At 59.8% G+C, this 4,999-nt stretch carries 7 protein-coding genes and 2 pseudogenes; 2 read left to right on the top strand and 7 right to left on the bottom strand.

Annotated elements, in window-relative coordinates; translation table 11 throughout:
- Window positions 1-116: 116 nt before the first annotated feature.
- On the bottom strand, window positions 117-380 hold the full coding sequence (locus tag AC507J_RS32090) for a hypothetical protein (RefSeq protein WP_496294280.1): 264 nt from the start codon (window positions 378-380) through the stop codon (window positions 117-119).
- Between the two features lie 32 nt (window positions 381-412).
- Between AC507J_RS32090 and AC507J_RS32085 the strand changes: the two are divergent.
- Both AC507J_RS32085 and AC507J_RS32080 read left to right on the top strand, forming a co-directional pair.
- A pseudogene (locus AC507J_RS32085) lies at window positions 413-577 on the top strand (type II toxin-antitoxin system RelE/ParE family toxin); the annotation flags it as partial.
- Window positions 577-726: pseudogene (locus AC507J_RS32080) on the top strand (helix-turn-helix domain-containing protein); the annotation flags it as partial. The pseudogenes AC507J_RS32085 and AC507J_RS32080, both read left to right, overlap by 1 nt.
- A 563-nt stretch (window positions 727-1,289) precedes the next feature.
- Here the strand turns inward: AC507J_RS32080 and AC507J_RS32075 are convergent.
- From AC507J_RS32075 to AC507J_RS32050, 6 genes are all read right to left on the bottom strand, one after another.
- Window positions 1,290-1,631 (bottom strand): hypothetical protein, encoded by a 342-nt coding sequence (locus AC507J_RS32075; RefSeq protein ID WP_496294278.1) that lies wholly within the window; start codon window positions 1,629-1,631, stop codon window positions 1,290-1,292.
- 18 nt (window positions 1,632-1,649) lie between these two features.
- Window positions 1,650-2,243 carry a hypothetical protein gene (locus AC507J_RS32070; protein WP_496294276.1) on the bottom strand — a complete coding sequence of 198 codons (594 nt, stop codon included), beginning with the start codon at window positions 2,241-2,243 and terminating at the stop codon, window positions 1,650-1,652.
- Between the two features lie 215 nt (window positions 2,244-2,458).
- The gene (locus AC507J_RS32065; protein WP_496294274.1) at window positions 2,459-2,827 is read right to left on the bottom strand and encodes a hypothetical protein; all 369 of its coding nucleotides are present in this window, start codon (window positions 2,825-2,827) and stop codon (window positions 2,459-2,461) included.
- A gap of 351 nt (window positions 2,828-3,178) precedes the next feature.
- Window positions 3,179-3,568, bottom strand: coding sequence for a hypothetical protein (locus AC507J_RS32060; RefSeq protein WP_496294272.1), 390 nt, complete (start codon window positions 3,566-3,568; stop codon window positions 3,179-3,181).
- A 103-nt stretch (window positions 3,569-3,671) separates the two neighbouring features.
- Window positions 3,672-3,938 (bottom strand): hypothetical protein, encoded by a 267-nt coding sequence (locus AC507J_RS32055; RefSeq protein ID WP_496294270.1) that lies wholly within the window; start codon window positions 3,936-3,938, stop codon window positions 3,672-3,674.
- The coding region (locus AC507J_RS32050; RefSeq protein ID WP_496294268.1) for a polymorphic toxin-type HINT domain-containing protein at window positions 3,935-4,999 on the bottom strand (1,065 nt) is incomplete at its 5' end. The genes AC507J_RS32050 and AC507J_RS32055, both read right to left, overlap by 4 nt.

Below are 4,999 nucleotides of genomic sequence, written 5' to 3'. Positions count from 1 at the left end.
CGCCGGCCCATCGGTCCACTCCCGCCCCAGCAGCCGCTCAGTCTCCACGATCGCCATGATCGCGATCGTAACGACGACCCGCATCAGCGCAACGCATTTGCCTGGCCGGTGCCGGTTCAGATGCCGCCACTGAAATCGGTGCCCGTCGCCGCGTCATGGGCGGTCTGCGTGTCGCCACCGCCGCCCTTGCCACGGATCGTTCCTTTCCGGCGCGAGGATTTCGCCATCTGCCCGATAGCTCGCCGAGCGGCCTCCCGCGTGTGCGCTTCGGAGTCCGCCGCCGCCCTGGCCCGACGTTGCCGCCGGACGAGCAGCCAGACTCCGACCAGCGCAACGGCCAGCGCCGCGATAGCCCCCATCAGCCACCACAGGTCGCCCACGACTTCCTCGCCTTCATCGACAGCACGCGCCTCTACGCATCCTGTTCGCCTTCAACCTCTGGCGCTCCAGCATTCTGCTCGTTGCCGGAGACAAAGCCAGACGCTGGCAGCAGTGGTACACCGAGGCAATCCCACTGGCCGAGCAACACTACGAGATCTACCTCAAGGAACGCGCCGAAGAGGAGGGCAGACAGCCATGCACGGCTACGCACGCTGGCGCGACATCCGCGCCACCCACATCCAACGCGCCGGCGGCGAGCACACCGTCGAAGCCGGCAAGCAGGAACTACTCGCGGGCGTCGTCGGACACCGCCTCGCGGAATTACGCCGCGCCCGCGGCCTGACTTAACAGCAGGCTTCCCATCACCGTACCCACCACCACACCGGTCTCCCGCACCTCACTCCGGGGCCAACTCAACCGACTTGCTCCAAACGGTAGCCCTCTAGCTTCGGTTCAGCCCAAGCGGCGAAATGCAGCAACGGTCGCCATGACGGCGGAGAAGTCTGGTCATCGAGGCCCACAGCACGGACCCTGAGCCCGTAGTGAATCTGATATCGCAAACCCTCAATCTCAACCTCACCACACAGCGTCCCATCTGCATGCGAGAGGAAACCAGGCTCATCAACGACTTCCCAGCCTGCCTTACGGGCATGGTGCGTCCAGACCTCGAATGCCCGAGCGGCGCCCCCGATTCCCGGCCTCACATCCCCGACGCGGGCAAAAATCTCCACCGGATCGGGCCGGGGTTCGACTGTCACTACGCCCTCCTAGGGTAGTTCTCTATCGACTACTACCCGGAACACAATTGTCCCGGCCGGGTCTCCGCCACTTCACGGTCGACTGGAAGCGATCGGAATTAAGCTAGCCCCTATCCACCACGGCACCTTCCGCCGAAATCCTAGACCGCCCTAACGGATCCGTGCGGCCAGGTTTATAGAGTCGGTCTGACCAGCATTCAAGTCGCCGATCCGCCCAACGCCGGCCAAAGCACCCGAGCACGAAGCGTTCAGATTCCTAGCCCACCGCGTCAGATGCTTGGCCATCACAGGCTCTCGAACGGATACTTCTTCCGCTATTCGAAGGAGCATCGCTCGCAATTCCGGTTCGTCGGAGCGAGGAATCTCCGCCAGATACTCCCCCATCACCTCTTGCACCTTGACAGCAAAGCTCGGATCCACCTCATCGGATTCCGCAGCATCAAGCATTTGGACGCAGCCGACCATCGCCATGATGACAGGGTCGAAATTCATTACCGAACCACCCTGATACTAGGAATCGCCTAAAACAGGCATACCTCTACCTTGCGATCGCCCTGGCCATGAGCCGCGATCGTAACCACCACCAACCTCCCCGCAACACACCAGGTCCGGCACGCGCGAATCATCGATGCCAATCGCCCTACTGGCCATCTCGATATCAATCGGCTCTTCGCCATTGAGATAAAGAACAAAGCCCGCTTCTTCGTCGTCTATCATGTCCAGCGGAACCACTTCGAGCACATAGTCGGGCCGCGGCAAGAATCCGAAGTCAGCCGGGGGATCATACTTTTCGATCCCAACAACTTTCACCTCCGTCGGCGGAATCCCGACGAAGCATGCGTCACCCGTTTGCAATTCTGACGGGTCAGGCTCCAGACGCCACGGGGTATTACACCAGTCATATGCTTCCGGATCACGGGAGAAGGCCATAGTGCCGTCCCATGAGTTAGCCGATTCCGGATCAATTTCCCGCCACGGCCATTCGACCCGCACGCGCCGGGGCGTGGTACCCGCGATACACGTATCGAACGCTTCCGCCGAGATCACAAGCAGGTCACCGACTGCATAACCCAATGCTTCGGCCAGCCTGACGCTCTCCAACATTACCAGCCCTCCTGCCAGAAGTACGAGAACGGCGTCTTGTCCGCACGGCCACCAAAGTACCCTGCGCCGCCGAATCTCATACCGTTGCTGTTGAGCACCGGTGCCACGCCTGGATCGCGCTGCGGACAGTGTCGATGAACTGATCCGATCCCCACTCCTCGATCCTTTTTAGGGGAATTAGCTCGACGTTTGAAGAGGGCTCAAGTCAGAGTCCGTCAGCCGCTAGAGCCGCGTAGTTCATCAGTCACTCGACGATAAGCATCGACGGCAGCACGCATCGATAACGCAAGTTCATCAATGGCCTGCTGACCCTCCGGTGTCAAGCTTCCCGAGTCAACGACACTCTTCATCGATTTTAGACTAAACCACGCTTTTTGATATTCCTCCACATGATCCAATATGCCATCCAGCGCATTGAACCAGCTCTCGGTGGAAGGCTCACCAAGCGACGTGATGCACTCAGTAAGATCATCCTCCGCTAGAAGGATTTCCCCAACCAGCCGCACAAGCCCACGCCCAACCCTCTTGCTCTGCAAGATCTCAGCAAGGATGTCGAGTTGGCCCGGCGCGGCGTCATCCACCATTATCGATCAGCCTCTTCAACCAAACAGCTCCGCGCGCCCCGCTCGGCATGTCGACGCCCCCAGCGCGAAGGATGCCCACACAGTATGTAACGCAACTATTGCTCATTTTGCTATAGGGACCAAGTTCGGCGTCCAGAGTCAGGAGCTGAGCCACCCGCGCGCCCGCTCCATTCGGGAGCGGAATCCGCATCCAGCGGACCGGAGAACACATAGTTGCTGAGTCCGCCTCCAACAATGAATAACTTAATTCCGTTCGGAACCATCGTACTCGGGAAAGCACCGCATACCCAGACAAAGCACCGAGGGTGATCGGTTATGGCAAAGTTTCACACTCCCTACAGGGGGCGAAACCTATTCAACGGACCAGTTTGCATCCAGCCCTGCCGGGAATCCCTCCATAAAGTTCATCAACGCACCAAGAGCCGATTTTCGATCCACCAAATCATCGCGCTCAAATTCGCCGAGCTGCCCCCCACAAACCAGCTGAACCTTGCCCGACTCGACACCAGAATCTTTCAGCTGAATAATTTCGCCGCTCGCCAGCTCTCCGGTTACAAGAAATAACTGCGGCCCACCGGAGATAGATAAGTAGCTGAATGGTTCGAAGAAATTGACAGAAATCTCGGTGTACCGACGACCATCGAGCCTATCAAGCGCCGTCGAGAGGTCTTCCAACTGCGGATTATCCACCTCCCAATCGGCAGACCGGACACCCCTCCTGTCGTCACCAGCAAGTCTCATCTCCCTCACCCCAATGGAACCGCCACCACTTCCGGCCTTCTGCCCACCGGCCATCCATCCTCAGAACCAGGGCATTACCCGATTAACGTTAGACGAACCAGGGCTAGTCATCGTCCAGGAGCCCCATACCGTCTGGAACCTCCTGCATGATGCGCTTCCGAGCAGGATCCCGTTGTTCCTTCGCATACTCCAGGATTAGCTGTGCGATTTGGTGTCGATCAGTGTTCGACAGCTCATCAAAAATAGCCGTCACAGGATCGACAATATCCGCCGACACTTCCGGAGCAATAACCTCATCATCCGTCTGCTCAATGGCAACGATAATGTCGGCAAGCGCCCTCGCCAAGGCGACCTCCACTGCCCGACTCACGGCTTCACAACCTCCACAACGATGTTCGCAATTCCGAGCCTACCGAACATTCTGTTTGCACGATTAGCAGCACGCTGGTTGGCGACTTCCCATCGCCCAGTGTATCCGTTTTGCTCAAGCGCCATTGACTGATTAATTGCGGCACGCTGCGTCTTTTCCTGTGTGCGCACGCCCAGCTTTCGGTCGATCAAAACACCATTCGCCTCGTCGAATCCATCAAACTTTACCTGCCTGAGGTCGCCCTCCAGGTTTACGTAGTCGAGTGCCGGCACTCGACGCATCCTGGTGGCAACATCGGTCATGGCACCGTGGGCCCCATCTTCGTAGTCCTGGGCGGCATCGCTACGCCCCGAACTCTCCTTAACCCAGTCGACCTCACCGTCGCAGTTGTGCACAAGGACCGGCGTGTTGCCAGCCATCACATAGTACGTGTGGGTGTTGGCGACGGTGAGGTTGTGGACGGTGGCGCGGGGGACGCTCCAGCGATCGACGGTGCTGATCTGGACGTACGTGCCGGCGCTGGTCTGGAGCCACTGCCCGGCCTGGAGTTCGGTGGCCTCGACCCACTCGCCCAGCTCAGGCACCCAGAACGGGTGACCATCAGTGGCGGTAACCTCGGTGGTCTCCGAGCCCTGGTCTCCGTCGGTGTCGATGGTGACCTTCACCAGATGCTTGACTCCATCACCGGTGATCTTCGCGGTGACCGTGTCCACCTCGGTACGACCGGTCTCCGGATCGGTGACCATCACCTCGTCACCCGGGTCAACGTCCTCGATCGCCTTGGTCGAATCGTCAGCCATCAGCACCTTGGTACCCGGGACGAAACTGTTGCCCGGACGCTCGCAGGAACCACCAGTGGTACCACCACTGCTGCGTTCCGAGGCGCCCGACTTGCCGCCTGGCTTCGAGTCGCCACCGCTGCTCTTACCGCCGCCCTTGCCGCCGGCGCCGCTCGATGCGGCGGTTGACGCCTTCGGGTTGGACTTGGCCTGGGCCTGCTTCTGCTCCGGGTTACCCGTCTTCTTCGACGTGTTCGCCGCGCGGTTGCTTGTCGTGTTGGC

The sequence above is a fragment of the Micromonospora sp. PRAS1 genome (assembly GCF_059553435.1).
This window is presented reverse-complemented; position numbering and strand designations above follow the sequence as displayed.

Coding starts and splice junctions, on each gene's coding strand:
- AC507J_RS32075 (WP_496294278.1), bottom strand. CDS start 1,631: ATGAATTTCGACCCTGTCATCATGGCGATGGTCGGCTGCGTCCAAATG.
- AC507J_RS32070 (WP_496294276.1), bottom strand. CDS start 2,243: ATGTTGGAGAGCGTCAGGCTGGCCGAAGCATTGGGTTATGCAGTCGGT.
- AC507J_RS32065 (WP_496294274.1), bottom strand. CDS start 2,827: ATGGTGGATGACGCCGCGCCGGGCCAACTCGACATCCTTGCTGAGATC.
- AC507J_RS32060 (WP_496294272.1), bottom strand. CDS start 3,568: ATGAGACTTGCTGGTGACGACAGGAGGGGTGTCCGGTCTGCCGATTGG.